At 73.1% G+C, this 26,792-nt stretch carries 25 protein-coding genes; 13 read left to right on the top strand and 12 right to left on the bottom strand.

Annotated features, from left to right (window positions below; translation table 11 throughout):
- Nucleotides 1-19: 19 nt before the first annotated feature.
- The 4 genes from O4U47_RS04535 (at nucleotide 20) to O4U47_RS04520 (ending at nucleotide 3,068) form a co-directional block, all read left to right on the top strand.
- On the top strand, nucleotides 20-319 hold the full coding sequence (locus O4U47_RS04535; protein WP_270676247.1) for a hypothetical protein: 300 nt from the start codon (nucleotides 20-22) through the stop codon (nucleotides 317-319).
- A 47-nt stretch (nucleotides 320-366) separates the two neighbouring features.
- Nucleotides 367-1,029: a hypothetical protein gene (locus tag O4U47_RS04530; RefSeq protein ID WP_270676246.1), complete on the top strand. Its 663-nt coding sequence runs from the start codon at nucleotides 367-369 to the stop codon at nucleotides 1,027-1,029.
- A 165-nt stretch (nucleotides 1,030-1,194) separates the two neighbouring features.
- Entirely contained in the window at nucleotides 1,195-2,313 is a 1,119-nt protein-coding gene (locus O4U47_RS04525) for a M48 family metalloprotease (RefSeq protein WP_270676245.1), read from the top strand.
- A 134-nt stretch (nucleotides 2,314-2,447) separates the two neighbouring features.
- Complete coding sequence (locus O4U47_RS04520) at nucleotides 2,448-3,068, top strand: hypothetical protein (protein WP_270676244.1); 621 nt, start codon at nucleotides 2,448-2,450, stop codon at nucleotides 3,066-3,068.
- A 26-nt stretch (nucleotides 3,069-3,094) separates the two neighbouring features.
- Here O4U47_RS04520 and O4U47_RS04515 read toward each other — a convergent pair whose 3' ends face one another.
- Both O4U47_RS04515 and O4U47_RS04510 read right to left on the bottom strand, forming a co-directional pair.
- Nucleotides 3,095-3,499, bottom strand: a complete 405-nt coding sequence (locus tag O4U47_RS04515; protein ID WP_270676243.1) for a Uma2 family endonuclease — start codon at nucleotides 3,497-3,499, stop codon at nucleotides 3,095-3,097.
- A 26-nt stretch (nucleotides 3,500-3,525) separates the two neighbouring features.
- A complete protein-coding gene (locus O4U47_RS04510; RefSeq protein WP_270676242.1) occupies nucleotides 3,526-3,678 on the bottom strand; it encodes a hypothetical protein in 153 nt (50 codons plus the stop codon).
- Nucleotides 3,679-3,914: 236 nt separating this feature from the next.
- On the opposite strand from O4U47_RS04510, the gene O4U47_RS04505 reads away from it, so the two are divergent.
- Both O4U47_RS04505 and O4U47_RS04500 read left to right on the top strand, forming a co-directional pair.
- Nucleotides 3,915-4,208, top strand: a complete 294-nt coding sequence (locus tag O4U47_RS04505) for a WXG100 family type VII secretion target (protein WP_270676241.1) — start codon at nucleotides 3,915-3,917, stop codon at nucleotides 4,206-4,208.
- Nucleotides 4,209-4,339: 131 nt separating this feature from the next.
- Nucleotides 4,340-8,827 (top strand): FtsK/SpoIIIE domain-containing protein, encoded by a 4,488-nt coding sequence (locus O4U47_RS04500; protein ID WP_408638927.1) that lies wholly within the window; start codon nucleotides 4,340-4,342, stop codon nucleotides 8,825-8,827.
- A 259-nt stretch (nucleotides 8,828-9,086) separates the two neighbouring features.
- Here the strand turns inward: O4U47_RS04500 and O4U47_RS04495 are convergent, their stop codons facing one another.
- Genes O4U47_RS04495 through O4U47_RS04475 form a run of 5 tightly spaced genes read right to left on the bottom strand, consistent with a single transcriptional unit; the run spans nucleotide 9,087 to nucleotide 13,979 of the window.
- Nucleotides 9,087-9,953 (bottom strand): fructosamine kinase family protein, encoded by an 867-nt coding sequence (locus tag O4U47_RS04495; RefSeq protein ID WP_270676240.1) that lies wholly within the window; start codon nucleotides 9,951-9,953, stop codon nucleotides 9,087-9,089.
- 10 nt (nucleotides 9,954-9,963) lie between these two features.
- Nucleotides 9,964-10,488, bottom strand: a complete 525-nt coding sequence (locus O4U47_RS04490) for a low molecular weight protein-tyrosine-phosphatase (protein WP_270676239.1) — start codon at nucleotides 10,486-10,488, stop codon at nucleotides 9,964-9,966.
- 19 nt (nucleotides 10,489-10,507) lie between these two features.
- Nucleotides 10,508-10,954, bottom strand: coding sequence for a response regulator (locus O4U47_RS04485; protein ID WP_270676238.1), 447 nt, complete (start codon nucleotides 10,952-10,954; stop codon nucleotides 10,508-10,510).
- Nucleotides 10,955-10,959: 5 nt separating this feature from the next.
- Complete coding sequence (locus tag O4U47_RS04480) at nucleotides 10,960-12,771, bottom strand: sensor histidine kinase (protein WP_270676237.1); 1,812 nt, start codon at nucleotides 12,769-12,771, stop codon at nucleotides 10,960-10,962.
- Nucleotides 12,768-13,979 (bottom strand): PP2C family protein-serine/threonine phosphatase, encoded by a 1,212-nt coding sequence (locus O4U47_RS04475; protein ID WP_270676236.1) that lies wholly within the window; start codon nucleotides 13,977-13,979, stop codon nucleotides 12,768-12,770. Before O4U47_RS04475 ends, O4U47_RS04480 begins: the two co-directional genes overlap by 4 nt.
- Nucleotides 13,980-14,349: 370 nt before the next feature.
- Here O4U47_RS04475 and O4U47_RS04470 point away from each other — a divergent pair, with 370 nt between their 5' ends.
- The 3 genes from O4U47_RS04470 to O4U47_RS04460 all read left to right on the top strand — a co-directional run bounded on the left by O4U47_RS04470 (nucleotide 14,350) and on the right by O4U47_RS04460 (nucleotide 16,123).
- Nucleotides 14,350-15,006 (top strand): biliverdin-producing heme oxygenase, encoded by a 657-nt coding sequence (locus O4U47_RS04470; RefSeq protein WP_270676235.1) that lies wholly within the window; start codon nucleotides 14,350-14,352, stop codon nucleotides 15,004-15,006.
- Between the two features lie 158 nt (nucleotides 15,007-15,164).
- Entirely contained in the window at nucleotides 15,165-15,824 is a 660-nt protein-coding gene (locus O4U47_RS04465; RefSeq protein ID WP_270676234.1) for a TetR/AcrR family transcriptional regulator, read from the top strand.
- A 110-nt stretch (nucleotides 15,825-15,934) separates the two neighbouring features.
- A complete protein-coding gene (locus O4U47_RS04460; protein ID WP_270676233.1) occupies nucleotides 15,935-16,123 on the top strand; it encodes a hypothetical protein in 189 nt (62 codons plus the stop codon).
- Between the two features lie 102 nt (nucleotides 16,124-16,225).
- Here the strand turns inward: O4U47_RS04460 and O4U47_RS04455 are convergent, their stop codons facing one another.
- Nucleotides 16,226-17,152 carry a 3'-5' exonuclease gene (locus tag O4U47_RS04455; protein ID WP_270676232.1) on the bottom strand — a complete coding sequence of 309 codons (927 nt, stop codon included), beginning with the start codon at nucleotides 17,150-17,152 and terminating at the stop codon, nucleotides 16,226-16,228.
- Between the two features lie 145 nt (nucleotides 17,153-17,297).
- Between O4U47_RS04455 and O4U47_RS04450 the strand changes: the two genes are divergently transcribed.
- Together O4U47_RS04450 and O4U47_RS04445 are read left to right on the top strand one after the other, a co-directional pair.
- Nucleotides 17,298-18,278, top strand: a complete 981-nt coding sequence (locus O4U47_RS04450; protein ID WP_270676231.1) for an asparaginase — start codon at nucleotides 17,298-17,300, stop codon at nucleotides 18,276-18,278.
- Nucleotides 18,279-18,370: 92 nt separating this feature from the next.
- Nucleotides 18,371-19,591, top strand: coding sequence for an NAD(P)/FAD-dependent oxidoreductase (locus O4U47_RS04445; RefSeq protein WP_270676289.1), 1,221 nt, complete (start codon nucleotides 18,371-18,373; stop codon nucleotides 19,589-19,591).
- A 283-nt stretch (nucleotides 19,592-19,874) separates the two neighbouring features.
- On the opposite strand, the gene O4U47_RS04440 is transcribed toward O4U47_RS04445, so the two are convergent.
- From O4U47_RS04440 to O4U47_RS04430, 3 genes are all read right to left on the bottom strand, one after another.
- Nucleotides 19,875-20,066 (bottom strand): ferredoxin, encoded by a 192-nt coding sequence (locus tag O4U47_RS04440; protein WP_270676230.1) that lies wholly within the window; start codon nucleotides 20,064-20,066, stop codon nucleotides 19,875-19,877.
- A gap of 140 nt (nucleotides 20,067-20,206) precedes the next feature.
- The gene (pip, locus tag O4U47_RS04435; protein WP_270676229.1) at nucleotides 20,207-21,172 is read right to left on the bottom strand and encodes a prolyl aminopeptidase; all 966 of its coding nucleotides are present in this window, start codon (nucleotides 21,170-21,172) and stop codon (nucleotides 20,207-20,209) included.
- 44 nt (nucleotides 21,173-21,216) lie between these two features.
- The gene (locus tag O4U47_RS04430; protein ID WP_270676228.1) at nucleotides 21,217-22,128 is read right to left on the bottom strand and encodes a DUF4429 domain-containing protein; all 912 of its coding nucleotides are present in this window, start codon (nucleotides 22,126-22,128) and stop codon (nucleotides 21,217-21,219) included.
- 132 nt (nucleotides 22,129-22,260) lie between these two features.
- Between O4U47_RS04430 and O4U47_RS04425 the strand changes: the two genes are divergently transcribed.
- Together O4U47_RS04425 and O4U47_RS04420 are read left to right on the top strand one after the other, a co-directional pair.
- The gene (locus tag O4U47_RS04425) at nucleotides 22,261-23,964 is read left to right on the top strand and encodes an AMP-binding protein (protein ID WP_270676227.1); all 1,704 of its coding nucleotides are present in this window, start codon (nucleotides 22,261-22,263) and stop codon (nucleotides 23,962-23,964) included.
- Between the two features lie 133 nt (nucleotides 23,965-24,097).
- Nucleotides 24,098-25,156 (top strand): 3-deoxy-7-phosphoheptulonate synthase, encoded by a 1,059-nt coding sequence (locus O4U47_RS04420; RefSeq protein WP_270676226.1) that lies wholly within the window; start codon nucleotides 24,098-24,100, stop codon nucleotides 25,154-25,156.
- A gap of 62 nt (nucleotides 25,157-25,218) precedes the next feature.
- Here O4U47_RS04420 and O4U47_RS04415 read toward each other — a convergent pair whose 3' ends face one another.
- Nucleotides 25,219-26,628 carry a sodium:solute symporter family protein gene (locus O4U47_RS04415; protein WP_270676225.1) on the bottom strand — a complete coding sequence of 470 codons (1,410 nt, stop codon included), beginning with the start codon at nucleotides 26,626-26,628 and terminating at the stop codon, nucleotides 25,219-25,221.
- Nucleotides 26,629-26,792: the final 164 nt, after the last annotated feature.

Below are 26,792 nucleotides of genomic sequence, written 5' to 3'. Positions count from 1 at the left end.
CAAGGAGAAAGGACAGCACATGGCCAAGAAGATCGTCGTCGAGATGGACGTCCTCGACGGCATCAAGAGCAGGCTCGACACGGTCAAGGACGCCTTCCAGGACGACCAGCGCGAAGAGGCCGAGGGGTGGTCCCGGGACATCGGACCCTCGACCATCGAGAGCGCCTCTGGGGACTACATGGAGGAGAGCAAGGACATGTTCGACCGCATGGCGAAGTTCATCAAGGACATGGGCGAGGGCATCGACCAGGTCAAGGAGTCCTTCGTCAAGACCGACGACGAGCTCGCCAAGAACCTGGAGGGTGAGGAGGGCGGCTGATCCCCCTCCCGCCCCGCATACGATCCGACGTTCCGTAGAGAGAACCCATGGCCTACCAGTTCGCCGAGCCCCAGCTCCCCGATGAGGCGCAGATCGGGTTCGACATCCAGATCCCTGAAGAATGGAACCAGTACGACCTGTCCTCCGACGGCATCGCCGGGCTCCGCAAGGCCCTCCTGGAGGCCGCCTCCTCGGATCCCCGACAGGCGGAGACGGTCGACGAGCTCTTCCAGAACGTGGCACAGATCGCGCACAGCGCACGCTCCTCCGGCCTACTGTCCGCCGCGGGCACTTTCGAGCGGTACGAGGACGGCTTCTTCATGGCGACCGTCTGCGTCCTGGCCTTCAAGGAGCCGCCCGGCCAGGAGCTCGACCCGATCAAACTGCTGGACCACGTGCACCCGCCCAGCGCGACCAAGGCCGAGGGGACCTGGCTGCGCAAGTCGCTCGTCGAGCTCCCCGAGTCCGGCGCGGACCTGTGCGCCCGCATGTTCGGGGTCGCCGACTACAAACTCGACGAGGAGGCGAACCAGGGGATCCGTTCGGTCCTGATGCACACGGCCTTCCGGGTGCCGGGGCTCAAGACGCGGGTGCTCGTCAGCTGTTCGAGCCCGAACGTCGAATACCAGAGCGAGATCCTGGAACTCTTCGACGCGATCACCGCCACCTCGTGGTTCTGGAAGCGCCTCCCCGACACCGCCCCCCAGTGACGCCGGACGGTCACCCCGCGCTACCCTGAGCGTCGGCCCCGGAGTCGGCCGGATATCGTCCCCCGGATTCCGAGCCTCGGCACCTTGAGGGTGACCGGGCAGGGGCCCACGACCGGCGATTCGACGGGCCACTCGACCAGGACAGGAGACGGAGGGGAGCGCCCCGTGAAGAGGCCGCCCACGGCGCCGCACCGGCTCATCGTGCGCGCGTGGCTCGTGGTCCTCGGCGTCACTGCGGTCTACGCCGCTCTCGTCTGCCTCCTCATGGTGGCACTCGGTCTGCCCTGGTGGATCGGTGTGCTCCCGGTCGCGATCGCACTCGTGAGCGCCGAATGGGCCGACAAACTCGTCGTGCGTTCGACGATCACCCAACTGAACCCGAAGGCGATCGGGGCGGAGGACGATCCCCGGCTCCACGCCGTGGCGGACCGGTTGTCGGCACTGACCGGTCAGCCCAAGCCCCAGCTGTTCTCGCTCGACTCCCGGGAGCCCAACGCCTACTCCCTGTCCCACCGCCCCGGCGGCCGTGGTCCCGCCGTCCACCTGACCACGGCCCTCCTGGAGCGGCTCGACAACGACCAGCTCGAAGCCGTCCTGGCCCACGAGTACGCCCACATCGCCCACCGGGACCAGCGGCTCCTGGTCTACGCGCACAGCATGACGTGCTGGGCCCTTGAGGTCCCGCTCAGGCTGATCATGGCGATGCTGGACCTCGACCGGCCCCTGTGCCGCTGGGCCCACATGTGCGGCTGGCGCTGGACACCGGTCGAGGGGGGAGTGCCCGCACGCAACGAACTCGTCTTCCGCTACCCGATGCCGATCGTTCCCCGTGTCCTCGCGGTGCCGGCGATCGTCCCCCTCGCCATCGCACGGGGCCTGGTCTTCATCTGGGGCCTCGGACCAGGCATCGCCCTCGCCTGGACCACCACTTTCGTGGGGACGCTGCTGTCGTACCCGGGCCTGATCGCCTGCTCCCTCCTCACCCGGCACCGCGAGCTCGCGGCCGACACGGCGGCGGCGCGGACCACGGGCTCCCCAGCGGCACTGGCCTCGGCCCTGTCCTCGTTGGCCGAAGGGGTGCACTCCATCCCCGAAAAGGACCTGCGGGCATCCCGCCCGCGCACGGGCGAGTCGATCGTCTCCGCCAACCAGCCGCCAAAGAACAGAACCGAGCGCATCGTCGGGTACTTCTTCCTGGCGCCCCTGCTGGAAACACATCCGAGCCCCTCCGTCAGGCTCGCCCGCCTGGAGCACATGTCGCGGTCGGCCGCCCGAGGCGCCTGAAGCGCCCTGGAGCGCGCTCCGACAAGGGCCGATCAGGCCCGCCGCGTCTCCGACGGCCGACGCGCGACCGAACGCCGATCCGACACCCCCCGACCGAACGAGAGCACCGAGCAGAAAAGGACTCCTGACCCACCATGTCCGGCGCACAGAACAAGAGCTTCCGCGAAGACATGAAGGCCGCAGCGGCGGCCACTCCCCAGTGGGACCACTTCCACAAGCGGGCCAAGATCAACATGATCGCGATGGGAGCGATCGGGGTCGGCGCCACCTTCCTGACGGGCACCATGTTCTCCGACGGCTACGAGCACTGGAGCTCGTACATCTGGACCGCGGTCGCAGCCGTACCCGTCGCCTTCATCCTCGGCTTCCTGGGGTACCGGGTGTCCGCGGTGGTCGTCCTCCTGGACAAGCCCAAGCGCGTGTTCCGGATCTCCAACGGCTTCAACAACACCGTCAACGTGCCCATCAACGCCATCGCCTACATGGGCAAGGCTGACTTCACCAGGAAGGACCTCTTCCGCCTCACCCGGCTGCGCCTGCTCAATGAGACGGGGCCGGGAATCGAGATCATCGGTCGCGACGGCAAGTACATCACCGTCCGCACCGACAAGGCCGACGAGGTGATCCAGGCCGCACTCGACTGCGGCATGAACCCCAACGCCGTCAAGATCCCCTTCCCCGAGAACGCGGTCAACGAGAAGTGGCGCGACACCGAGCGCGAGCAGCGTCCCGCGCCGGGCCGCCCGGCGGCGTGACGGGGGTGCCGGTACGCCGGGCCGCCTCACTCCTTCGGGAACGCCCCTGTTTCAAGGTCGAAGCCGAACGGCTCGGGCAGGTGAACCTGGGCCCCGAAGCGCTCCTTGGTGATCGTCCCGTAGTCGCCGTTGTTCGGATGCGAGAACAGGGTCACCGAAGGCCCCGACACGTCGTACGCGTCGACCAGCAGGTACAGGGAAACGGGGGCGTGGGCGTAGGCCCAGCGCTTCTTCTTCCGGTCGTGCTCGACGTTGGACGGCGAGGTGATCTCCACGACGAGCAGCGCCTCCGCCCCCTCCACGGGAGGCTTGGCGGTCGGGAAGACATCGGAGGGAATGACGCAGAGGTCGGGCACGTACAGCTTCTCCACGTGCGGGACCTGCACCCCCACCGTCGGGAAGATCTCCCACTCGATCGGGAGGCGGCTCACCAGTGCTCGGTGAATCCTGCTCGCGATCAGATCGTGCGGTTCACCGGGGGGGGCGGCATCAGGGCGATCCTCTGCTCATCGATCTCCGCCCGCCAGCCTTCCCCGGGCAGATCCACCTCTCGCCAGGCGCGCAGGAGGACGTCCCACTGGTGCTCCACACCGACCGCAGCGACCGACATCCCGCGCCACCTCCAGAAGTGCCACCGTAGCCGTGCCCGGCTCCGTCCGCTGGGGCTTCCAGCATAAAGCCCTTCTCTTCTTCGGGCAGGGCGTCTGGAACCCTCCCGGCGGGCTTCGCGTCCGAGCTTCGGGCGGGGCTGAACCTCTCGTGTGGTCGGCCCGTACTGTCCATCGGGCGGTCCGGTACGGGATGCCGGACACCCGCCCCCAACCGGAAACCGGAAGGACCATCACCATGCCCAAGTTCGAAGTCGACTCCGACCGCACCGAGGAGACCTCCGGCTCCCTGGCGGCCGACTTCGCCGACTTCCAGGAGCGCCTCGCCGACATCAAGAACAAGGTCGAGGGCCTCATCGCGGACGGCTACTCCACCCCGGCCGCCCAGCAGAAGTTCCAGCCCTTCTTCGAAGAGTTCCACTCCGGCTTCGAGCAGGTCAACGACGGCCTGGAGGGCATCTCGAAGTACGTCAAGCAGGTCGGCGACACCTTCTCCGACACCGACCAGAAGCTGGGCGAGGGCCTGGGCTAACCTCGATAGCCGGACCCAGGCGGGCGGGGCCGGCCCACCTCCCCCTGGGCCTGCGCCCCGCCCGGCGCGCCGCGGCCCCCGCGCGGGCGCGCCCCCGCACCGCCGTCCACCGACCGGAAGCACCAACGCCCGTGCGCCTCCTGCTGACCACCACGCCGCACATCGCCCGCCGCGAGCCCGACCCCGGTGGCCCGCACGCCCCGCACCCCCCGCAGGCCCCCCACGGGCCGCAGGGGCGGTACGGGCCGCAGGCCCCGCAGGCGATGCCCGCGCCGCGCGTCGACGTGCTCGTCGACGCCGACGGCGGCGCCAGCGTGGCCCAGCTCGCCGAGTCGCTCGACCCGCTGGTGCGCGTGGAGCCGCGCGCCCCCGGCCGCGGCGTCGACCTCTACCTGGGCGCCCAGCGCATCGAGCCCGGACTCACCCTGTCCGAGGCGGGCCTGCACGACGGCGCCGTGGTCACCGTCGGCGGCCCCGGCTCCGCCGTCGAGGAGCCGCCCGGCGTGGTGGAGGTCCGCGTGGTCTCCGGCGAACGGGCCGGGCTGGTCTTCCGCGTCGACCCGGGCGACTACACCGTCGGCCTGCCCGGCGACGGCGCCCCCTCGGACGTGCCGGTCGACACCGACGGCACCTGGGCCCGCGTGCGCGTGGCCCCCGACGGGGCCGTCACCGTGCTGGACACCGGCGGCGGCGACCGCGCCACCCTGGAGGGCGACGACGTCGCCCCCGACGCCGCATGGCCCCCGGGCCACCAGCTCCTCCTGGGCGACACGCTCTTCGAGGCCTGGCCCAACACGCGCCCCGACGCCGCCGTGAACAGCTCCGACGACGGCGCCGCCGTCGACTACAGCCGCCCTCCCCGGCTGCACCCGGCCCCCGCCAAGACCAAGTTCCGGCTGCCCTCCCCGCCCGAGCCCCCGGACCGCCCGCTGGCCCAGCTCGCCGTCATGATCATGATGCCGCTGGTGCTGGCGGTGGGCGGCGCGCTGGTCATGGGCCGCCCCCAGTACCTGGCCATCGGCCTGATCTCGCCGATCAGCGTGGTGTTCATGCAGCTCCTGCAGCGACGCACCGGCAAGGCCAAGTACGACCGGGAGATGAAGGAGTTCCACGACAAGACCGAGCGCATCCAGAACGACGCGCACGAGGCCCTGGTCACCGAGCAGCGGCGGCTGCGCGACACCGCGCCCGACCCGGCCGCGGTGCTGCTGCTGGCGACCGGCCCCCGGGCGCGGCTGTGGGAGCGGCGCCCGGTCGACGAGGACTTCACCCTGCTGCGGGTGGGCACCGGCACCGTCCCCTCCAAGGTGGTGCTGAACGATCCCACCCGGGACGCGCACCGCCAGGACATCACCTGGAACCTGCACGACGTGCCCGCCACCGTCTCGGTCCGCGACAACGGCGTGGTGGGCTGCGCCGGGCGGGGCGAGCGGTTCGACGCCCTGGAGCGGTGGCTGGTGGCCCAGCTCGCCGCCCTGCACAGCCCCGCCGAGCTGCAGCTCTACCTGCTGTCGCTGCGCCAGGACCACGACCGCTGGGCCTGGACCCGGTTCCTGCCGCACCTGCGCAGCGAGATCCCCAACTCCTACGCCCGCACCGGCATGGACGCCGAGACCTGCGCCCGCCGCATCTCCGAGCTGCTGGCCGAGCTGGAGGCGCGGCGCGGCGCCCCCCGCGGGGCGATGGACGACGCCGCCCAGATCGTGGTGGTGCTGGACGGCGCCCGGCGGCTGCGCTCCCTGCCCGGGGTGGTGCAGCTGCTCCGCGAGGGCCCCGCCCTGGGCCTGCACGTGCTGTGCCTGGAGACCGACGAGCGGATGCTGCCCGAGGAGTGCCAGGCGGTGGTCAGCCTCACCCCCGACGGCCTGGAGCTGCGCCGGACCACCTTCGACGACGTGGAGGACATCCGCCCCGACGGCCCGTCGGCCGAGTGGGCCGAGCGGCTGGGACGGGCCCTGGCGCCGCTGCGCGACTCCAGCGTCTCCGACGACGGCGCCGCCCTGCCGCGCAGCGCCCGCCTGCTGGACGTGATCGGCCTGGACCCGCCCAACGGGGAGGCGATCGCCGCGCACTGGGCGAGCAACGGCCGCAGCACCATCGCCACCCTCGGCGCCGGCCTGGACGGCCCGTTCTCGGTGGACGTGCGCCGGGACGGCCCGCACGCGCTGATCGCCGGGACCACCGGCTCCGGCAAGTCGGAGCTGCTGCAGACCCTGGTGGCGTCGCTGGCGGCGGTGAACCGGCCCGAGTCGATGTCGTTCGTGCTGGTCGACTACAAGGGCGGCAGCGCGTTCAAGGACTGCGTGGACCTGCCGCACACCGTGGGCATGGTGACCGACCTGGACACCCACCTGGTGAGCCGGGCGCTGGTCTCGCTCGGCGCCGAGCTGCACCGGCGCGAGCACATCCTGGCCCAGGCCGGGGCCAAGGACATCGAGGACTACCTGGAGTACCTGGACCGGGACCCGTCGCTGCCGCAGATGCCGCGGCTGATGATCGTCATCGACGAGTTCGCCTCCCTGGCGCGCGAGCTGCCCGACTTCGTCAAGGGCCTGGTCAACATCGCCCAGCGGGGCCGCTCGCTGGGCATCCACATGGTGCTGGCCACCCAGCGCCCGGCCGGTGTGGTCACCTCCGACATCCGCGCCAACACCAACCTGCGCATCGCGCTGCGGATGACCGACGCCGGGGAGAGCCGGGACGTGATCGACGCGGCCGAGTCCGCGCAGATCGGCATCGACACCCCCGGCCGCGCCTACGCCCGGCTGGGCGCCGCCTCGCTGCTGCCGTTCCAGTCCGGGCGGGTCGGCGGTCGGCGCGTGGTCGCCTCCACCGACGCCCCCGCCCCCGCCGCCTACCCCGTGCGCTGGACCGACCTGGCGCTGCCGCCGCCGGCCGCCGGTCCGCAGCAGGCCGACAAGGGCGACGTGGAGGTCACCGACCTGACGGTGCTGGTGGGTGCGGTCCGGCAGGCCTCCGAACAGGTCGGCGCCGAGCGCCAGCCCAGCCCGTGGCTGCAGGCGCTCCCCGAGCGGCTCACCCTGGCCGAGCTGAACCGGACGGCGCCGCTGCCGCAGCCCGAGGCCGGGCGCGTGCAGCCGGTGCCGGTGGCGCTCATGGACCTGCCCGCCCAGCAGGCGCAGCAGGCGTTCTCCCTCGACCTGGAGAACATGGGCCACCTGCACGTCATCGGCTCGGGCCGCAGCGGCCGCTCGCAGGCGCTGCGCACCATCGCCGGGGCGCTGGCCCTGTGCCACCACCCCGGCGACGTGCACATGTACGGCATCGACTGCGGCAACGGCGCGCTGCTGCCGATGGAGGGCCTGCCGCACTGCGGCTCGGTGGCCGGGCGCACCCAGCAGGAGCGGGTGGTGCGGCTGCTGGGGGTGCTCGGCCGGGAGCTGGAGGAGCGGCAGAAGCGGCTGGCCGCCGAGGGCTGCGCCAACCTGCACGAGCTGCGCGCCAAGCCGGGCGGGGGCGACAAGCCCGCGCACATCGTGCTGTTCATCGACCGGTGGGAGGCCTTCGAGCAGGCCTTCGGCGAGTACAACTACGGGGCGCTGCTGGAGGACGCGGTCACCCTGATGCGCGACGGCGCCGGGGTGGGCATCCACGTCATCGTCACCGGCGACAAGTCGCTGGCCCGCAACAAGTACGCCTCCACCACCGAGCACCGGCTGGTGCTGCGGTGCAACGACCGCGGCGACTACAGCTCGGTCGGGCTCAGCGCCCGGGACCTGCCCGAGGCGATCCCGGACGGGCGGGCCTACGTCGGCGGGGAGGGCACCGAGCTGCAGTTCGCGCTGCTGTGCGACGACCCGCAGGGCGGCGCCCAGGCCCAGGAGCTGTCCAACATCGCCGCGTTCACCACGCAGCGCACCCCGGCGGGGACCTCCCCGGCGCCGCTGCGCGTGGACGTGCTGCCCGACCAGCTCACCTTCGCCGAGACCGAGCGCTACCTGACCCACCCGCCGCGTCCGCTGTGGGGCCTGGTGGGCGTGGGCGGCAACGAGCTCACCGCCCTCGGCGCCGACCTGGCCGAGACGCCGACGTTCCTGATCAGCGGCCCGCCCAAGTCGGGGCGGTCGTCGCTGCTGCTGTCCATGGCCCAGTCGCTGCTGATCGGCGGCACCGAGCTGCTGCTGGTGACCCCGCGCTCCTCGGCGCTGGGCGCGCTGCGCGGCCACCCGGGCGTGCCCGCGGTCCTGGACCTGGCCGACCCGAAGCTGGGCGACCTGCACAAGGCGCTGGGCCGGTTCGAGGGCGAGACGGCGGTGGTGATGGTCGACGACGCGGAACTGCTGCTGCACAACGACATCGGCAAGGAGTTCACCCGGATCGCCCGCGGCATGGTCGGCAAGGGATGGGCGATCGTGGCGGCCGGGACCAACGAGGCCCTGCAGGGCGGGTTCAGCGCCTGGCACGTGCACCTGAAGCGGAACCGGATGGGCGCCCTGCTGTCCCCGCAGGCCCCGGTCGACGGCGAGGTGCTGGGGCTGCGCCTGCCCAAGGGGGTGCCGAGCTCGCGCCTGACGCCGGGGACGGCCTACCTGCACCTGGGCGACGGCCAGATCCGCCAGGTGAAGGTGCCGCTCCCGCACGGCGTTTCCCCGTCCTGACGGGGCGCCCCCTCGTTGATCTCGGGGAAAACGCCCCTACGACCGCGGTCTCAGCGCCGTTCCCCCCGGGACCGACGGGCGCTAGGGGGTGTTGTGTGGATCATGGCCGTAGCGAGCGGCGTCCAGGTGCGTTCATCGCGAGAACGCTGTGTTTCCCGAAAAGCAGGGGAGTCAGCCTGGGTGCGCTGTCGACCGATGAGGACGCAGCGAGGGGCGTGCCCGGGCGTCGCGCAGTAGGTCGTGATCCGCACAACACCCCCTAGCCGTGCAGGGCCGCGCGGGCGGCCTCCATGGTGGTCGTCCGGTAGGCGGCCCCGAACAGGCTGACGTGCACCAGCAGCGGGTAGAGCTGGTGCAGGGCGATCCGTCCGCGCCACCCGGCCGCCAGCGGGGCCGCCTCGTTGTAGGCGTCCCGGACCCGGTCCAGGTGGGGCAGGCCGAACAGGGCCAGCATCGCCAGGTCGCCCTCGCGGTGCCCGCCGTGCGCCGAGGGGTCGACCACCGCGGCCCCGTCGTCCTGCCAGATGACGTTGCCGCTCCACAGGTCGCCGTGCACCCGTGCGGGCGGCTCCGGCTCCCCGGCCAGGTCTTCCACCTGGTCGACGACCTTCTCCACGATCCGCACGTCGGCCGGGGTGAGCGCCCCCCGGTCGGCGGCGCGGCGCAGGAACGGCTCCAGGCGGCGCCGCGCGTAGAACTCCGGCCAGGCGGCGTCGCGGGTGTTGTCCAGGGGCAGCGGGCCGATGTAGCCGTCCCGGTCGGCGCCGAACCCCTCGGCCCCGGCCAGGTGCATGGAGGCCAGCTGGTGTCCGAAGCGCTCGGCCGCCTCGGGGGTGGGCGGGCGCTCATCGATCCACTGGAGCACCAGGGTGCGCGCGTCCCAGCCGGCGACCTCGGCGGCGGGCGAGCCGAAGGCCCGCCCCAGCCACGCCAGCCCCAGCGCCTCGGACTCGAACAGGCCGGGGAAGCCGTCGCCGCCGTCGTCGGGCAGGGCCTTGACGAACAGGCGCGAGCCGTCGGCGGTCTCGGCCCGGTAGGTCTCCCAGGCGTGCGAGCGGCCCAGCGGCACCGCGCGGACCGCCTCCCGCCCGGTCAGCTCGCGGACCCGGCCGGTGAGGGTGGGCACGCCGCCTCCCCTACCGCGCCCCGGCGCCGCCGAGCAGCGCCGTGAGCTCGCCGGTCAACCCCTTGGCGGCGGCCTCCACCATGGTCAGCACGGCGGTGAAGCCGTCCTCGCCGCCGTAGTAGGGGTCGGGGACCTCCGGGTGCGGCCCGGTGCCCGGGGCGAAGGAGCGGAACAGTGCCAGCCGCTCCCGGGCCTGCTCGTCCGGCGCCTCGCGGACGAGCTCGTCGAGGTTGTCGGTGTCCATGGCCAGCACCAGGTCGAACTGGTCGAAGCGGCGCGGGTCGAAGCGCCGGGCGGTGTGGCCGGTGGGGTAGCCGTGCACGCGCAGCGTGGCCGCGGCGCGCTCGTCCATCCCCGACCCGATGTGCCAGCTCCCGGTGCCCGCGCTCTCCACGTCGACCCGGTCGGCGAGGCCCGCCCGTTCCAGGTCGGCGGTGAGCACCTTCTCGGCCATGGGGGAGCGGCAGATGTTGCCGAGGCACACCACGCTGATGCGGTAGGGCCCGGCGCTGCGGCGCGGTTCGGGCAGACTCATGGCACCACCGTATTGCAGATCAGCCCTTGGGCAGCCGCACCACGGTGACGAAGAAGTCATCGATCTGCCGGACGACCTGTATGAACTGCTCGAAGTCGACCGGTTTGGCCACATAGGCGTTGGCGTGCAGCCGGTAGCTGCGCAGGATGTCCTCTTCGGCCTCGGAGGTGGTCAGCACGACGATCGGGATGTGCGCGAACGACTCGTCGCCCTTGACCTCCTCCAGCACCTCGCGGCCGTCCTTGCGGGGCAGGTTGAGGTCGAGCAGGATCAGGTGCGGGCGCGGCGCGTCGGCGTACTCGCCCTCGCGGCGCAGGAAGCGCAGGGCCTCGACCCCGTCGGAGACGACGTGCAGGCGGTTGCCCACCTTGTGCTCCTCGAACGCCTCCTTGGTCATGAGGACGTCGCCGGGGTCGTCTTCGACCAGCAGCACCTCTATGGGTTGCACCAAAGTGACCTCGCTCATCGTCTTCAGCCCTCGTCCCCGTCGCGGCCGCCGGTCCGGGAGGGTTCGCCCTCCGCGTCCGGTCCGCCGCCCTCCCCGCCGTCGGGCGCATCGCCCTCGGGCTCCGTTCCGGCGGGCCGTTGCCCGCCGGGTCCGTCCGCGCGGTCCGCGCGCACGCCGCCGTCGGCGTCCGCTCCGGCGCCTTCGGCCGATCCGTCCTCACCGGCCTCCGCGGCCGCCTCGGCCGCCCCGGTGTCCTCCGCGCCGTCGGCGGCGCCGGCCCCGTCCTCGGCGGCGCCGTCGCCGGCGGCCCCCTCCGGTACCGCGGGCAGGGACCAGCATATGCGGGTGCCCGGCTCGTCGTCGCGGGGGTCCAGCCAGATGCGGCCGCCGTGGAACTCGATGATCTTCTTGCACATGGCCAGGCCGATGCCGGTGCCGCCGTACTTGTCCCGGGTGTGCAGGCGCTGGAAGATCACGAAGATGCGCTCGGCGTACTGCGGGTCGATGCCGATGCCGTTGTCGGCGCAGCAGAAGACCCATTCGTCGCCCTCGCGGCGGACGCTGACGTCCACCCGGGCGTCGTTCTCCCCGCGGAACTTCACCGCGTTGCCCACCAGGTTGAAGAAGACCTGGGTGAGCAGGGTGCGGTCGCCCTCCACGGTGGGCAGGTCCTGGCCGGTGACCACCGCCCCGGCCTCGTCCAGCCGGGTCTCCAGGCTGTTGAGCGCGTCCTCCAGGGCCTGGTTGAGGTCGACCGGGGCGAAGTTCTTGGTGCGGCCCACGCGGGAGAAGGCCAGCAGGTCGTTGATGAGGGTCTGCATCCGCTTGGCGCCCTCGACCGCGAAGTCGATGTAGGAGTCGGCGCGCTCGTCGAGCTGCCCCTTGTAGCGGCGCTGCAGCAGCTGGCAGAAACTGGCCACCTTGCGCAGCGGCTCCTGCAGGTCGTGCGAGGCGACGTAGGCGAACTGCTCCAGCTCCATGTTGGACCGGCGCAGCTCGTCGGCCTGGTGCTCCAGCAGCTCGGACTGCTCCTGGAGCTTGCGCCGGGCCGCGCCGACCTCGTGCAGGTCGCTGACGATGCGCTCGCGCATGGCGTCGACGTCGCGCCCGACCCGGGTGATCTCCGGCGGGCCGTGCAGTTCGATGCGGTGGGCGTAGTAGCCCTCGGACACCTGCTGCAGGTGCCCGGCGAGCTCGTCGAGCGGGCGCAGCACCCAGTGCTGCAGCATCACCCACAGGAACACCGACAGCATGACCACGACGAAGCCGACCAGGATCAGCAGCGCGACCACCTGCTGGGTGGCGTAGCTCAGCCCGGTGCGGGCCTGGGAGATCTCGTCGTCGATGCGCCGCTCGGCCTCGTCGGCCGCGTCCCGCATCGCGGAGAAGCGCTCCCGCCCCAGCTCGAAGTCGGCGCCGGTGACCTCCTCGCCGTCGCGCACCTTCTGCAGGGTGGGCGCGGCGAAGTCCTCGTCCCAGGCGCGCCCGGCGGCCAGCACCTCGTTGAGCGCGTTCTGGACGTCCGCGTTGTCCCCGGCGACGTTCTCCAGCGTCGCCTCGTTCTCCCGGACGGTGTTGCGCCCCTGCTGGTAGGGGCTGAGGAAGTCCTCGTTGCCGGTGAGGGCGTAGCCGCGCAGGCCGTTGTCCATGTTCAGGTAGCCGGACCTGATCTGCTGCACGGCGGTCAGGGCCGGGGCCAGCTCGTCGACCTGGCGGTCGAGCGAGTCGCGCGCGGTGAACGCGGCGAAGGTGATGAAGGAGACGGCCGCGACCAGCAGGGCGGCGACGAGGGCGAGGAGGACGGTGACCCGCCTCCTCAGCGTCCAGGGTCTCAACGGGCGCTCCCATGGGTGACCAGCAGCATGGCCACGTCGTCCTGCAGCGGGCCGCCGTTGTGCCGCTCGGCCTCGTCGACGACCCGCTCGGGCACGTCGACCACGGAGGTCCCGGCCTCCAGCAGGCCGGACACGATGCGGCGCAGTCCGGCGACCTCCAGGCGCGCGGGCGGGCCGCCGTCGTAGGCGTCGACGAGGCCGTCGGTGTAGAGCATCAGGGTGGCCCCGCGCGGCAGGGCGAACTCCTCCACCTCGGTCTCGGATTCGGGGAAGACCCCCAGCGGCGGGTGCGGGGAGGCCTCCACCTCGGCGACCTTGCCGTCGGCGATGACCAGCGGCGGCGGGTGGCCGAACTGCCGGATGCGGGCGCTCTCGGCCCCGGTGTCCAGGCTGACCTGGCACAGGGTGGCGTACATCTCCTCCTGGGCGCGCTCGCTGATGAGGATCTGCTCCAGGGAGGGCAGCAGCCGCCGCTCATCGACGCCGCCCATGACCAGGGCGCGCCAGGCGATGCGCAGCTGCACGCCCAGGGCGGCCTCGTCGGGGCCGTGCCCGCTGACGTCGCCGACGATGACGTGGGTGGTGCCGTCCTTCTCGACGGCGTCGTAGAAGTCGCCGCCGACCAGGGCGCGCTTGCGGCCGGGCCGGTAGAAGGTGCGGTGCGACAGGGGCGAGGCGTCCAGCAGCACCTGCGGGAGCAGTCCGCGCTCCAGGCGCATGTTCTCCCGGGCGTACAGCTCGGCCTCGCGGAGCTGGCGGGCGTTCTCGTCGGCGCGCTGGCGCTCGACCGAGTAGCGCAGGCTGCGCGCCAGCAGTGATCCGTCGACCTGGCCCTTGACCAGGTAGTCCTGGGCGCCGGCGGCGACCGAGGCCACGCCCTCGTGCTCATCGTCCAGGCCGGTGAGCACCACCACGGCGGCCGAGCGGGCGGAGTCGAGCACCTTGCGCAGCAGCGGCATGCCGTCGGCGTCGGGCAGGTTGAGGTCGAGCAGGACGCAGCCGCGGAAGGAGGGCAGCTGCTCGCGCGCCTCGGCGTAGGTGCGCACCCAGGTGATGCGGCACTCCAGGTCGGTCTCGGCGAGCAGCTCCTCGACCAGGAAGGCGTCCTGGGCGTCGTCCTCGACCAGGAGGACGTCGACCGAGGCGACCGCCGGCGCCGGGGCGGCGGCATCGGCCGGCCCCACGGGTTCGGATCGCGTCACGGTCACTGCCCCAAGTCCTGATTCGCTGGCATTCTCGGCCGCCCCTCGTCGCGGCAGACAAACGATAGTGTCACCGCCTCGCGGGCCGCCACTGCACGTGCTAACGCACGGTCGGCCGCCGGGCGTTCCCCGGCCCGCGCCCCGAAAGGTCCACTTCCTCCTGTTTCGCCAGGTCTGCACCGCCGTCCCGGGCAAGGATACCGGCCGCGGCCCACCCCGCGCCCCGCACCGGCGCCGCACATGACCGGGGCGCCTGAGAATCCGCCGAGACTTATACGACAGTGCGTCGTATCGGTCTTGACACCCGTCACCATCATGCTGACAAGATGTCAGAAAACAGCGGGCCGACCGGGTCCGGCCACGGGAAGGGAGACCGATGGTGGAGGACGGGCGCTTCTCCGAACGGCTCAAGGCCGCCACCTGGCAGGCGCACGGAGAGGCCGAGGGGCACGGATTCACCCGCGCGCTGCTCGACGGGGCGCTACCGGTGGACGGGTACGCCGCGATGACCGCCCAGCACTACTTCGCCTACACCGCGCTGGAGGAGGTCGGCCGCGCCCTGGCCGGCGACCCCCTGGCCGGCCCGTTCGTCGACCCGGCCCTGTTCCGCGTGCCCGCCCTGGAGCGCGACCTGGAGGCCCTGCTCGGCCCCGAATGGGCGCGCCGCGTCTCCCCCACGCCGCCCACCGCCACCTACACCGCCCGCATCCGGCAGATGGCCGACGACCCGGCCGGGTACGTGGCGCACCACTACACCCGCTACATGGGCGACGTCTCCGGCGGCCAGTTCATCGGCAAGGCGGCCGCACGGGCCTACGGCCTCCCCGGCACCGCGGGGACGGCGTTCTACGACTTCTCGGCCCTGGGCAGCCTGCCGCGGTTCAAGGAGGCCTACCGGGCCCGCCTGGACGCCCTGGACCTCGACGCGACCGCGCGGCAGGCGATGATCCGCGAGACCGGCCTGGCCTACCAGCTCAACACGGAGGTCCTGGCCGACCTCGGACGCCGCCACGCGTCCGGCGCGGCCGCCTGAGCGGCCGCACAGGGCACCGGGCGGCGGGGACGGCGCCGCCCGGGGCCCTTCCACCCGGCGGGCGCCGCCCCTGACGCACGCGGTCCCGCGGTCGTTCGCCCCGTCCACGACCTGCACGGGCCACCCCGCCGATTCCGCCGCCGTGCGACCATGGGGGCATGCCCAAGATCTCCGCGCCGACCATCGCCGCCCACCGGGCCCAGACGCGCGAGCGCATCCTGGAGGCGGTCGCCGAACTGACCCGGACCGAGGGCATCGACGACATCTCCATGACCGAGGTCGCCGCGCGGGCGGGCATCACCCGGACGGCCCTGTACAACTACTTCCCCGACAAGGCGGCGCTGCTGCTGGCCTTCGCCGACGAGGCCACCGCCGGCTTCATGGAGCGCTACCGGGCCGAGCTGCACGGCGTCCCCGAGCCCACCGACCGGCTGTCGGCCTTCGTCCGCCTCCAGCTGGAGGCGATCGCCGAGCACCCCCACCCCCCGGCCGCCGAGCTCGGCGCCAGCCTGGGGCCGGACGCCTACCAGCGCCTGGCCGACCACGTGGAGCCCATGCAGCGGCTGTTGGAGGAGGTCCTGCGGCACGGGACCGAGGAGGGCGCGTTCACCGCGCAGCCGGTGGCGGCCACCGCACGGCTGGTGCTGGCGATGATCGGGGCCCAGCGGGTGCCCATCCTGCGCGGGGAGGCCTCGGTGGAGGAGGCGCACGCGCTGGTGACCTCCTTCACGCTGCGGGCGCTCGGCGCGGCCGCCCCCCACGCGGACCGGACGAACGGCGCGAACGAGACGAACGGGGCATCCGGGGACCGGCCGTAACCCGGGGAGGCACCGCGGCCCCCTCCCGCGCCGGCCGCGCATGCGCGACAATCGGGCGCGCACACCGCAGCACCCCTCGCCCCTCCCTCTCCGAGAAGGCCTGTCCCGACGTGTCCCTCGTCCTCCTGCTCGTCGGCGCCGTCCTGGTCGCCGTCGCCATGACCAACCGCGTGATCCGCTTCTACCCGGCCCTGGCAGTGCTCCCCGCACGCCTCACCGAGGCCGGCCGCGCCACCCTCACCACGGTGGGCGGGAGCACCCTGATCATCGCCTTCTTCCTCGCCCTGTCCGGGGTCTGAACCCCAGGCGGCGCCGGGGAGTGACGGCAGTACCACTTTCGGTGACCACATGCGGCCCGTACACAACGCGGGCGGTCCGCACGCCCCGGGGCGGCCTCCGCCTCAGCGCAGCGCGCGCATCAGGGAGCGGGCGGCTCCCGCGGCCGCCGCGGCCCCGGCCAGCGCCACGGCGCCCGCGGCGGCCTCGCGGAACAGGCCGCGCTCACGGGCGGCCTTCAACGCGGCCGTACGGTCGGCGCCGGTGAACGCGCCGCCGCACAGCTCCGGCGGAAGCTCCTGCGGGCGCCACCGGCGGGGCCACACCGTCGCCAGGGGGAGCGCCCCCTTGACCGGGGTCCGGCTCTTCAGCCGGACCGGGCCGACGCGTTCGGCGCCCTGCTCTCCGAGCACCACATCACGCGGAGCGGGCCCGGTGTAGTACAGCTCTCCCGGCGCCGTGTTCAGCATCTCGGCCAGGATGCGGGCGCACGCGCGCGCGTCGCCCAGTGCCGTGTGCTGCCCTGAGGGCCAGTGGCCGTTGAGCGCCAGGCTCGCCCGCGGAAGCGAGTACCGGTCCAGGTCGACCTGGGAGCGCAGGGCACGCAGCGTGCACAGCCCCGGGACCCCCTCGGGCAGCCCCGACGGAACCAGCTCGGAGGCGAGGAACGCCGCCTCGAAGTCCAGGTTGTGCCCGGCCACCACGGCTCCCGAGAACAGCCCCGCCAGCTCTCCGGCCAACGCCCCGGCGCGCGGCGCCCCGGCCACGTCCCCGTCGGTGATGCCGTGGAACTCGCGCCCCTCCATCGGGGCGCCCGGGTCGACCAGGGTGCTGAACTCGCGCAGCACCGTTCCGTCGCCCCGCATCCGCACCACGGCGACCTCGCACACGCGCGCACCGGCCGCGGGGTCCAGCCCGGTGGTCTCCACGTCGAGGACGGCGTACTCCAGACCGCGCGCCGGAAGGGCGGACCCGCCCCGCGCGCGGGTCAGCGCCCCGTGCGCGACCGCCCCGCCCATGCGCGGGCGCCCTGCCCTCATCCACTCCAGCATGCGGTACGTCCTCCCCCGTCGAACCCGTCACAGCGCCCCTACCGGGGGCGCCGCGCCGCTGCCCGACCCTACGGCACCCGTGCGACGGGTGCGGGAAGAGCACAGCGGCGCATAACGTTGAGCCGTCTGTCCGATTTTGTCGCGAATGGAGGGCCTGGTGTCCCACCCGTCGTCCCCGCTGCCCGCGTACGTGCCGCTCGCCGAGGTCGTGCGCTCCGGATTCCGGGAGGGCGTCCACTACGGCGCCGTCATCGGCATCACCGCGGACGGCGCCCCCGGGTACACGCGCGGACCGGTCGAGGCCGCCATGTTCCCCCGGTCGGCCGCCAAGCCCTTCCAGGCGCTCGCCGCGCTGCGCGCGGGGGCGCCGGTCTCCGGACCCGAGCTGGCCATCGCCGCGGGCAGCCACAGCGGCCAGGACATCCACGCCGACACCGTCCGCAAGGTGCTCGCCGACGCCGGGCTCGGCCCCGACGACCTGCGCTGCCCGGTCGACTGGCCGATGGGGCGGCGGTTCCGCGACGCGCTGCTGCGCTCGGGCGGGGAGCCGGACCGGCTGCTGATGAACTGCTCGGGCAAGCACGCCGCCATGCTGGCCGCCTGCGCCGCCCAGGGGTGGAGCACCGCCGACTACCTGGACCCCGCCCACCCGCTGCAGGCGCTGGTGCGCGAGACCATCGAGGAGCTGTGCGGCGAACCGGTCGCGCACACCGCCGTGGACGGCTGCGGCGCCCCGCAGATGGCCGTCTCCCTGCAGGGCCTGGCGCGCGGGATCCGGGCCATGGCCCTGGCCCCGGAGAGCACCCCCGAGGCGGCCGTCATCGCCGCCATGCGCACCCACCCCGAGTACGTGGCCGGTGAGGGCCGCCTCGACACCCGCATCATGCGCGACCTGCCCGGAACGGTCTCCAAGATCGGCGCCGAAGGCGTCCTCGTGCTCGCCGACACCGACGGGCGCACCGCCGCGGTCAAGATCTCCGACGGCGACGCCGAGACGCGCGCCCGCGCCATGGTCGGGCTCACCGCCCTGCGGGAGCTCGGCGCCGACGTCTCCCCCGTCGCCGACCTGCTCAGCGTGGACCTGTTCGGCGGCGGCGGGCCGGTCGGCGCGGTCCGGCCGCTGTAGCGGCCCGGGTCCCCGCCCCGGGGCGCCGGTGCGCGCCTATCGTGGAGGCGGGTCCCCGACCACCCCAGATCCAGAGCGGAGCCATGGACAGCATGGACAACGTCGTCATCGCGGGCGCGGGAATGGCCGGCCTGCACGCCGCCGAATCCCTGCGCGAGGCGGGCTTCGACGGGCGCATCACCCTCGTCGGGGCGGAGGACGAGCGCCCCTACTCCCGGCCGCCCCTGTCCAAGGAGGTGCTGACCGGCACCGGTGGCGGCGCAGGCGTGGCGCTGCGCGACGACGCGGCCTTCGACGCGCTCGGGCTCGACCTGCGGCTGGGGCGCGCCGCCGCGCGGCTGCTGCCCGGGGAACGGTCGGTGGAGCTGGACGACGGCACCCGCGTCCAGGGCGACGGGGTGATCGTGGCGACCGGGGCGCGCGCCCGCCGCCCCGCGACGGAACTGGCCGGGGTGCACGTGCTGCGCACACTGGCCGACGCCGAGGCGCTCCGCGCCGACCTGGACGAGTACGACCGCGTGGCCGTGGTCGGCGCCGGGTTCGTCGGGGCCGAGGTGGCGTCCAGCGCGCGGGCGCTCGGCCGGGAGGTGGTGCTGATCGAGGCGGCGCCGACCCCGCTCACCCGCGCGGTCGACCCGCGCGTCGGGCGGGTCCTCACCGACCTGCACCGCGACAACGGCGTGGACCTCCGCCTGGGCACGGGGGTGTCCGGGTACGAGGGCGCGGGCGGGCGCGTTGAGCGCGTACGCCTGGCCGACGGGTCGGCCGTGGAGGCGCCGGTGGTGGTCTGCGGGCTGGGCGTCGACCTCAACACCGAGTGGCTGGAGGGGTCGGGCGTCTCCCTGGCCGGAGGCGCCGGGGGCGTGGAGTGCGACGCGCTCGGACGCACGTCGGTGCCGAACGTCTACGCCGCCGGGGACCTGGCGAACTTCCCGCACCCGCGCTACGGCGGCCGGATGCGGCTGGAGCACTGGACCAACGCCGGGGAGCAGGCGGGGGTGGCCGCGCGCAACCTGCTGGCCGGTACGGGGGCCGCCGAGGAGTACACCCCGGTGCCCTACTTCTGGTCGGACCAGTACAAGCGGAAGATCCAGCTTCTGGGGCAGGCGGCGCCCGCCGACACGGTGGAGATCGTCCACGGCTCGCCCGAGGACCGCAAGTTCGTCGCCTTCTTCGGGCGGGAGGGGCTGCTCATCGGAGTGCTGGGGCTGAAGTCCACGCCGAAGGCCATGCGCTACCGTCCGCTCCTCACCGAGCGCACCACCTGGGAGGACGCGCTCGCCGCAGCGGGAGCCCGCGCGGCCACGCCTTGATCTCGGGAGGGGGCGACGCCACCGGCGCGGTGCCGGCCCCGGAAGCACTGAACCCTGCCCGTTCCCGGGCGGCGCGCCGCGGTGCCCGCCGCCCGGCCCGTCCTGCGGGTCCTGCCGGCCCCTAAGGCGTGTTTCTCGGATCATTTTCGGCTCGCGGCCACCAGGACGACGCTCGCTGCGCCGGGACGCTCGAGCAGCCAACCAGGATGAACTTCGCGCCCCGTCTTGCGAGCGCCGCCCGGGACGGCCGCTCGCTGATCGAAAAGCCTCCGAGAAACACGCCCTAGTCCTCCAGGCTCAGCGCCTGCTTGGGGCACATCCGAACGGCCTCCTCCAGCTTGGGACGGAGCTCCTCGGGCGGCTCCTCCTGGAGGATGTAGAGGTTGTCGTCGTCGCGGACCTCGAACACCTCGGGCAGGATGCCCATGCAGACGGCGTTGCTCTCGCAGAGGTCGTAGTCGACCTTGACCTTCATCGTGAGCCTCCTTGCGCGGATCGTGGCTCCGAGCCTAAACCGCACCGCGCCGCCACGGCCCCGGGGCCGCCCCGGGGCCGCGCCGGGATCACGTCAGGAACGCATCGAGAACACGTCGGGACCGTGTCGACAGGGCGGGGTCACGACGCGGCGAAGCGGTCGGTCGCCTCGATCAGCCGGTGCAGGATGCCGGGCTCGCTGAAGGCGTGGCCCGCGTCGTCGACGATGTGGAAGTCCGCTTCCGGCCACGCCTTGTGGAGGTCGAACGCGGTCCGCGCCGGGGTGCACACGTCGTAGCGGCCCTGGACGATGACGCCGGGGATGCCGCGCAGCCGCCCGGCCCGCTCGATGAGCTGGCCGGGGGTGAAGAAGCCCTTGTTGGAGAAGTAGTGGTTCTCGATGCGGGCGAAGGCCAGCGCGTAGTCCTCCTCGGCGTGCTGGGCCCGCACCGCCTCGTTGGGCAGCAGCGTCACCGTGGACCCCTCCCACACGCTCCAGGCGCGGGCGGCCTCGACCCGCACGTCGCGGTCGGGGTGGTTGAGCCGCCGGGCGTAGGCGGCGATGAGGTCGCCGCGCTCCTCCTCGGGGATCGGCGCCAGGTAGCCGTCCCACACGTCGGGGAAGATGTGGCTCGCACCGCTCTGGTAGAACCACTGCAGCTCGTCGTCGCGGAGGGTGAAGATGCCGCGCACCACCAGCCCGCTCACCCGCTCGGGGTGCTCCTCGGCGTAGGCGAGGGCGAGCGCGCTGCCCCAGGAGCCGCCGAAGACCAGCCACTGCTCCGCGCCGACCATCTCCCGCAGCCGCTCGATGTCGGCCACCAGGCTCCAGGTGGTGTTGGCCTTCAGGTCCACGTCCATGCCGGAGGCGTGCGGGGTGCTGCGGCCGCAGTTGCGCTGGTCGAACAGGAGGATGTTGTAGCGCTCGGGGTCGAAGAGGCGCCGGTGGTCGGGGGCGCAGCCGCCGCCGGGCCCACCGTGCAGGAACACCGCGGGCTTGCCGTCGGGGTTGCCGCACAGCTCCCAGTAGACGCTGTCGCCGCCGCCCACGTCGAGCATCCCGCTGTCGTAGGGCGCGATCGGAGGGTACAGGGTCCGCTGGGACATCGGCGGCCGCCTTTCGTTCTCTCGTCGTGGTGCCGCGGGTCGTGCTATAGGCGCCTCAGCAGCTCGGCCTTCTTCGCGGCGAACTCCTCCTCGGTGACGAGGCCGTCGTCGCGCAGGGCGGCCAGCTCGCGGATGCGCCGGGAGATCTCCTCCGGTTCGGAGCGCGGCCCGGCGTCCGGCGCCGATGCCTCCGCCTGCTCCGGGGCCCCTCCTTCTCTATCACCGGCGGCCGCGCCGGCGCCCGCCGCGGCCGGCAGGTGCGCATTGACCACGGCGGCCAGCAGGCGCAGGCGCGCCTGCTCGCGGCCGTCCTGCGACCCGAGCGCCGCCGGGTCCTTGCGGATGGAGCCCCCGGAGGAGGGCTCCCCGGCGACGGTGAACCGGATCCCGGCCCACCCTCCCTGGTCGGCCGGGACCCACTCGACGCGGAGCAGGCGGTCGAGCGGCAGCACGCGCCCGCCGCGGCGCTGCTCGTCCCTGCCGCGCGGACGCTTCCAGTGCAGGCGCACCTCGGCGCCGTCGAAGACCGCCTCGCCTCCGTCGCAGTAGGCCTTGAAGGGCGGTGCGGGCACCAGTGACCGGGCCACCTCGGCGGGTTCGGGGGCCGCCCCGGTGGTCTGGGCCCCCTCGGCGAGCACGCGGAGCTGGTCCGCCTGGTACTCGGCGGTGAGGACGCTCTCGGAGGGCCCGGTCAGCTCGAAGGGGTCGCCCTTCTCCTCCGCCCCGGGCACGCTCGCCCCGAAGGGGTCGGCGCCGTCGGCCAGGCGCACGGCCAACCGCCACCGCTTCCGTCCCGCGTCGGGCTGGAAGTCCACCCCGGCGACCACCGCGTAGGGCACGGTGCAGCGGCGGAGGAGGCGCAGCAGGCGGTGCACCCGCCAGCGGTCCGCGTAGTCGATGTGGAGCGCGTCCGCGCCGAAGGTCCACGTGCCCTGGTGTCCGCTCAGGTCGCTCACCGGACCGATGCTAGCCTCCGGCCGTATGCGCTCCACAGGCCGGAGAGGCGGTCCGGGACGGCGGTCCGGGACAGGAGGGACCCTCAGCGGCTAGAGTGACAGCGCTCACACACCGGATGCGGAGGTCCCTCCATGCCGAACCCCGCCACCGCCGAGTTCCGGGCGGCGCGCGACCTGCTGCTGGAGCTCCGGGAGGACCGCGCCCAGGCGCACGCGCGCTTCTCCTGGCCCCGGCCCGACCACTTCAACTGGGCGCTGGACCACTTCGACCCGGCCGCCGAGGAGCATCCCGACCGGCTCGCCCTGTGGATCGTGGACGAGGACGGCTCGGAGACGCGGCTGACCTACCGGGAGATGGCCGAGCGGAGCAGGCAGGCCGCGAACTGGCTGCACAACCAGGGCGTGCACCGGGGCGACCGGATCCTGGTGATGCTGGGCAACCAGGTGGAGCTGTGGGAGACCACGCTGGCCGCGATCCGCCTGGGCGCGGTGCTCATCCCCGCCACGCCGCTGCTGACCACGGGTGACCTGGCCGACCGGATCGAGCGCGGCGGGGTGCGGCACGTGATCGCCAACGCCGCCGACACCCCCAAGTTCGAGGGGCTGGGCGGGCACTGGACCCGGATCAGCGTCGGCTACATGGAGGGGTGGCTGCCCTACACCGACTGCCGGCACGCGGCCCTGGACTTCGCGCCCGACCACCGGACGCCGGCCGACGACCCGCTGCTGCTCTACTTCACCTCCGGCACCACCTCGGCGCCCAAGCTGGTGCAGCACACCCACCTGTCGTACCCGGCCGGGCACCTGTCCACCATGTACTGGGTGGGCATCCGCCCCGGCGACGTCCACCTGAACATCTCCTCCCCGGGGTGGGCCAAGCACGCCTACAGCAGCGTGTTCGCCCCGTGGAACGCCCAGGCGACGGTGCTGTCGGTGAACCAGGCCCGGTTCGACGCGGCCGAGCTGCTGGCGGCGATACGCCGGTGCGGGGTGGACACCTTCTGCGCCCCGCCGACCGTGTGGCGCATGCTCATCCAGGCCGACCTGGGGTCGGGCACGGCCCCGGTGCGCGAGGCGGTGTCGGCCGGGGAGCCGCTCAACCCGGAGGTGATCGAGCAGGTGCGCACCGCCTGGGGGATCACCGTGCGCGACGGGTTCGGCCAGACCGAGACCACCGTGACCGTCGGCAACTCCCCCGGGCAGCAGGTGCGGCCCGGGTCGATGGGGCTGCCCATGCCCGGGTACGAGGTGGTGCTGGCCGACCCGGTCACCGGGCAGGACGGCGACCAGGGCGAGGTGTGCGTCTCGCTGCGCGACGCCCCGGTCGGGGTGATGGCCGGGTACGCCGACAGCGAGGAGCGCACCGCCGGGGCGATGCGCGACGGGCTGTACCACACCGGCGACGTGGCCTCCCGGGACGCCGACGGGCACATCACCTACATCGGCCGGCGCGACGACGTGTTCAAGGCCTCGGACTACCGCATCTCCCCCTTCGAGCTGGAGAGCGTGCTGATCGAGCACGAGGCGGTCGCCGAGGCGGCGGTCGTGCCCTCCCCCGACCCGGTGCGGCTGGCGGTCCCCAAGGCGTTCGTCACCCTGGTGGCGGGGGCGGAGCCGGACGCCGACACCGCCTACTCGATCCTGGCGTTCTGCAGGGAGCGGCTGGCGCCCTACAAGCGGGTGCGGCGGCTGGAGTTCGCCGCGCTGCCCAAGACGGTCTCGGGCAAGATCCGCCGGGTGGAGCTGCGCACCGCCGAGCACGAGCGGGGGGCGCCGGAGAAGGAGCGCAACCCCGGGGAGTTCTGGGAGGAGGACCTGCCCGGCCTCAAGGGGTGAGTCTCACCTGCTGAGAAGCCCTGCGATGACCCGCACCACACTCGCGCCCCACGGCTCGGACCGGCGCCCCGGTTGGCGCTAAGGTTCCAGGAGGGCCGACCGGGGACGACGGGGACGAGGAGCATCCGCCACCATGACGAGCAGCACCAATGACACCCGCATCGCCAGTTACCGGCCGCTGGTCGCGCCGCGCGACGTCCTGGCCGAGCTGCCGATGGGCCCCGAGCGCACGGCGCTGGTCGAGGACGCCCGGGCCGAGGTCGCGCGGGTGCTGAACGGCGAGGACGACCGGCTGCTGGTCATCGTGGGGCCGTGCTCGGTGCACGACCCGGCGGCGGCGCTCGACTACGCGCGCCGCCTCAAGGAGCTGACGCCGTCGGTCGCGGCCGACCTGTGCGTGGTGATGCGGGTCTACTTCGAGAAGCCGCGCACCACCCTGGGCTGGAAGGGCCTGATCAACGACCCGGGCCTGGACGAGAGCCACGACGTGCACCGGGGCCTGCGCACCGCGCGCAAGCTGCTGCTGGACATCGGCTCGCTGGGGGTCCCGGCCGGAACCGAGTTCCTCGACCCGATCACCCCGCAGTACATCGCCGACGCCGTCACGTGGGGCGCGATCGGCGCCCGCACCACCGAGAGCCAGGTGCACCGCCAGCTCAGCAGCGGCCTGAGCATGCCGGTGGGCTTCAAGAACGGCACCGACGGCGACGTGCAGGTGGCGGTGGACGCCTGCGGCGCGGCCGCCGCCCCGCACACCTTCTTCGGCGTCGACCCGGCCGGCGCCGGGTCGGTCGTCAGCACCAGCGGCAACCCGGACTGCCACCTGATCCTGCGCGGCGGGCGCACCGGCCCCAACCACGGGGCCGAGCACGTGCGCTCCGCGCTGGACGTGGTGGAGGGCGCCGGGCTGCGCCGCCGGGTGATGATCGACGCCTCGCACGCCAACAGCGGCAAGGACCACAAGCGCCAGCCGGTCGTCGCCCAGGACATCGCGGCCCAGGTCGCCGAGGGGCAGCAGGGCATCGTCGGCGTGATGCTGGAGAGCTTCATCGAGGAGGGCGCCCAGAAGCTGGGCGACCCCGCCGAGCTGGTGTACGGAAAGTCGATCACCGACAAGTGCATGGGCTGGGACACCACCGTCGACGTGCTGCAGGGCCTGGCCGAGGCGGTGCGGCGCCGCCGCAAGGCCTGAGCACCCGCAGGAAGGGTCCGGCGCGCTCCGCGTGCCGGACCCTTCCGCGTCCGCGCCTCCGCTCAGTCGACGCCCGCCGCTTCGAGGGCCCCGGGGTCGGGGGCCTTGGTGAGCAGGCTGGCGGCGACGAGGGCGATCAGCGCCGCCGGGAGCGCGGCTACCACGCCGTTGACGTCGCCGGGCGTCCCGGCCAGGTGCCAGCCGATGGTGGTGGCGGCGCCGACGACCAGGGCCGCGACCGCACCGGCCGTGGTGGCCCGCTTCCAGAACAGCACCGCGAACACCGCGGGGGTGATGGCCGCGCCGTAGATGGTGTAGGAGTACATCTGCAGTTCGAGCACGGTCGGGAAGAACAGCCCGAGGACGAACGCGACCACCGCGATCGCCAGGACCGCGCCCCGCTGCACCGCCAGGCCGCGGCGCCCGCCGGTCTCCCCCTCGGCGAAGCGCGCGTAGAGGTCGTAGGCGATGTTGGAGGCGGCCGACAGCATGAACGAGGAACCGGTGGTGATGACGAAGGCGACCGCCCCGGCGAGGATGAGGCCGCCCAGCACGGCCGGCAGGTGGCCCTCGGAGGCCAGGGCCAGGATGGCCATGTCGCCGTTGATGCCGGGCATGAGCACCGCGGCCGCCGAGGCCAGCAGGACCACCGGGATGAAGACGAAGAAGCTGGAGACCAGCATGCCCAGGGTGGACGCGCGGGCGGTGCGCTCGTCCTGGGCGGCGGTGAGGCGCTGGTAGATGTTCTGGTCGGCCAGCAGGAGCAGGAACAGCGGCAGGAAGTAGCCGAGGAGCTGCAGGGCGGTGAGCCCGCCGGTGGGGGTGGCGGCCGCCGCGGGCAGCCCGTCCCAGTAGGCGGCGGGGCCGCCGACGGCGGAGAAGACCAGCGGCAGGGACACGAACAGGCCGAGCACGATGAGGATCGCCGACAGGAAGTCGGTGTAGGCCACCGAGAAGAGGCCGCCGGTGACGGTGAGCAGGGTGACCACGACCGCGACCAGGACCGTGCCCTGGGTGGCGCTCAGCGGGGTGATCAGCCCGACCACGTAGCCCCCGCCGATGAACTGGGAGGCGACCAGGCCGATGTAGGCCAGCGCGGTGACGGCGGCGGCGACGGTGCGCACCCCGGTGCCGAACCGGGCCTCCAGCAGTTCGGGGACGGTGTGCCGGGAGGCCCGCCGGATGCGCCGGGCGGCGAGCAGGAGGACCAGGATGCCCAGCGGGGTCCCGGCGAAGAAGACGAGCCCGGCGACGGGGCCGTAGGTGTAGGCGAAGTTGGCGCCGCCGATGACGGTCCCGGACCCCACCCAGGTCACCAGCAGGGTGGCGACCATGACGGGCCGGGGCAGGCTGCGCCCGGCGAACAGGAAGTCGTCGCCGCCGCCGAGCCGGCCCGAGCGGAGGAAGTACACGGCGACGCCCACCATGGCCAGCAGGTACACGGCGAGGATCGCGAGATGGACGGTCTGCATGGGACACCTTCGCGGAAGACCGGGCAGGGGGACGGGGCCCACGGTGGGCCGGAGGTCGGATCCGAACGACGACTGCGATGTAAGCAGCACGGACCTGTGTCATGCAACACTCATTGCATTTGCTGTGACCCAGATCACTCTTTGCTCGATCCCCCAGATCAGGA

The sequence above is a fragment of the Nocardiopsis suaedae genome (genome assembly GCF_027706745.1).
Classification (GTDB): Bacteria; Actinomycetota; Actinomycetes; order Streptosporangiales; family Streptosporangiaceae; genus Nocardiopsis_A; species Nocardiopsis_A suaedae.
Note: the sequence above shows the minus strand (reverse complement) of the source record. Positions and strands in the feature narration are given on the sequence as shown.

What these genes read in the sequence shown, in the direction of transcription:
- O4U47_RS04520 (WP_270676244.1), top strand. Translation starts at nt 2,448, where the DNA reads ATGTCCGGCGCACAGAACAAGAGCTTCCGCGAAGACATGAAGGCCGCA.
- O4U47_RS04485 (WP_270676238.1), bottom strand. Translation starts at nt 10,954, where the DNA reads ATGAGCGAGGTCACTTTGGTGCAACCCATAGAGGTGCTGCTGGTCGAA.
- O4U47_RS04425 (WP_270676227.1), top strand. Translation starts at nt 22,261, where the DNA reads ATGCCGAACCCCGCCACCGCCGAGTTCCGGGCGGCGCGCGACCTGCTG.
- O4U47_RS04530 (WP_270676246.1), top strand. Translation starts at nt 367, where the DNA reads ATGGCCTACCAGTTCGCCGAGCCCCAGCTCCCCGATGAGGCGCAGATC.
- O4U47_RS04445 (WP_270676289.1), top strand. Translation starts at nt 18,371, where the DNA reads ATGGACAACGTCGTCATCGCGGGCGCGGGAATGGCCGGCCTGCACGCC.
- O4U47_RS04450 (WP_270676231.1), top strand. Translation starts at nt 17,298, where the DNA reads ATGGAGGGCCTGGTGTCCCACCCGTCGTCCCCGCTGCCCGCGTACGTG.
- O4U47_RS04470 (WP_270676235.1), top strand. Translation starts at nt 14,350, where the DNA reads ATGGTGGAGGACGGGCGCTTCTCCGAACGGCTCAAGGCCGCCACCTGG.
- O4U47_RS04440 (WP_270676230.1), bottom strand. Translation starts at nt 20,066, where the DNA reads ATGAAGGTCAAGGTCGACTACGACCTCTGCGAGAGCAACGCCGTCTGC.
- O4U47_RS04465 (WP_270676234.1), top strand. Translation starts at nt 15,165, where the DNA reads ATGCCCAAGATCTCCGCGCCGACCATCGCCGCCCACCGGGCCCAGACG.
- pip (WP_270676229.1), bottom strand. Translation starts at nt 21,172, where the DNA reads ATGTCCCAGCGGACCCTGTACCCTCCGATCGCGCCCTACGACAGCGGG.
- O4U47_RS04505 (WP_270676241.1), top strand. Translation starts at nt 3,915, where the DNA reads ATGCCCAAGTTCGAAGTCGACTCCGACCGCACCGAGGAGACCTCCGGC.
- O4U47_RS04510 (WP_270676242.1), bottom strand. Translation starts at nt 3,678, where the DNA reads ATGTCGGTCGCTGCGGTCGGTGTGGAGCACCAGTGGGACGTCCTCCTG.
- O4U47_RS04490 (WP_270676239.1), bottom strand. Translation starts at nt 10,488, where the DNA reads ATGAGTCTGCCCGAACCGCGCCGCAGCGCCGGGCCCTACCGCATCAGC.
- O4U47_RS04415 (WP_270676225.1), bottom strand. Translation starts at nt 26,628, where the DNA reads ATGCAGACCGTCCATCTCGCGATCCTCGCCGTGTACCTGCTGGCCATG.
- O4U47_RS04455 (WP_270676232.1), bottom strand. Translation starts at nt 17,152, where the DNA reads ATGCTGGAGTGGATGAGGGCAGGGCGCCCGCGCATGGGCGGGGCGGTC.
- O4U47_RS04535 (WP_270676247.1), top strand. Translation starts at nt 20, where the DNA reads ATGGCCAAGAAGATCGTCGTCGAGATGGACGTCCTCGACGGCATCAAG.
- O4U47_RS04420 (WP_270676226.1), top strand. Translation starts at nt 24,098, where the DNA reads ATGACGAGCAGCACCAATGACACCCGCATCGCCAGTTACCGGCCGCTG.